The organism is Acinetobacter sp. UBA3132, from assembly GCF_002364825.1.
Lineage (GTDB): Bacteria > Pseudomonadota > Gammaproteobacteria > Pseudomonadales > Moraxellaceae > Acinetobacter > Acinetobacter schindleri.
This window is the reverse complement of sequence record NZ_DEZM01000155.1, coordinates 3,478-4,785: the sequence shown is the minus strand read 5'-3', so window position 1 is coordinate 4,785 and position 1,308 is coordinate 3,478. Positions and strand designations below refer to the sequence as shown.

Below are 1,308 nucleotides of genomic sequence, written 5' to 3'. Positions count from 1 at the left end.
TTTTGTTCAACACGTTGTTCAAGTTAAACCTGCACAATAATTGGCATCGGAGATAAATAATGAGCTATAGCAAACTGACCCGTGACCAGATCGCTGAACGTGTGGCACAAGACATTCCTGATGGTGCCTATGTAAACCTCGGTATTGGTTTACCGACCAAGATTTCCAGCTACCTGCCAAGCGATAAAGACGTCTTCCTGCATTCTGAAAATGGCCTGTTAGCATTCGGTCCTCCTCCTGCTGAAGAAGACCGCGATCCTGAGCTGATCAATGCCGGTAAAGAATTCGTCACCTTACTTGAAGGTGGTTCATTCTTCCATCATGGTGATTCATTCGCAATGATGCGTGGCGGTCACTTAGACATCGCCGTACTGGGCGCGTTTCAGGTCGCTGAAAATGGTGACTTGGCGAATTGGCATACCGGTGCACCGGATGCAATTCCTGCTGTGGGCGGTGCGATGGACTTGGCTGTTGGTGCGAAGAAAGTCTTTATCACCACTGACCATGTGACCAAAAAAGGCGAACCAAAGATCGTTGCAAAGCTTGACTACCCTGCGACTGGCTTGAAATGCGTAGACCGTATTTATACCGACCTTTGCGTGATTGATGTGACGTCTGAAGGTATGAAAGTGATCGAGAAAGTTGAAGGTTTATCATTTGAGGAATTGCAGTCCATGACAGGTGCAATGCTGATTGATGCGACTCGATGAGTATAAATAGACAGACATCGCTATTTTTAAACGACACATTGAATAGAGATTGAACGTTCCTTCTCCCTCTGGGAGAAGGTTAGGATGAGGGGAATTTCCAGACATCCTCTCCCTAACCCTCTCCTTCAAAGGAGAGGGAACTTTATAAAGAAGGGAATACTCCATGAAAAACGCATATATTATCGATGCCATCCGTACCCCATTCGGCCGTTATGCCGGTGGCCTCGCACCTGTCCGTGCAGATGACTTAGGTGCTGTACCAATCAAAGCTTTGATTGAACGTAATCCATCGGTGAACTGGGAACAGGTCGATGACGTGATCTATGGCTGTGCCAATCAGGCCGGTGAAGATAACCGTAACGTCGGTCGTATGTCATCCCTGCTTGCAGGTTTGCCTTATCAGGTGCCGGCAACGACCGTAAACCGCCTGTGTGGTTCATCGATGGATGCAATCGCAATGGCAGCACGGGCGATTAAAGCCGGTGAAGCTAATCTGATTATTGCCGGCGGTGTAGAAAGCATGTCGCGTGCCCCATTCGTGATGGGCAAGTCAGAAACAGCGTATGGCCGTAGCCAGAAGATTGAAGACACCACCATG

The 1,308-nt window shown here is 48.4% G+C and carries 2 protein-coding genes; both read left to right on the top strand.

The window, feature by feature from the left end; translation table 11 throughout:
• Positions 1-59 precede the first annotated feature (59 nt).
• A complete protein-coding gene (locus B4033_RS08590) occupies positions 60-710 on the top strand; it encodes a 3-oxoacid CoA-transferase subunit B (protein ID WP_286833203.1) in 651 nt (216 codons plus the stop codon).
• A gap of 163 nt (positions 711-873) precedes the next feature.
• A partial coding sequence (locus B4033_RS08585; RefSeq protein WP_286833200.1) for a beta-ketoacyl synthase N-terminal-like domain-containing protein occupies positions 874-1,308 on the top strand: 435 nt, incomplete at its 3' end.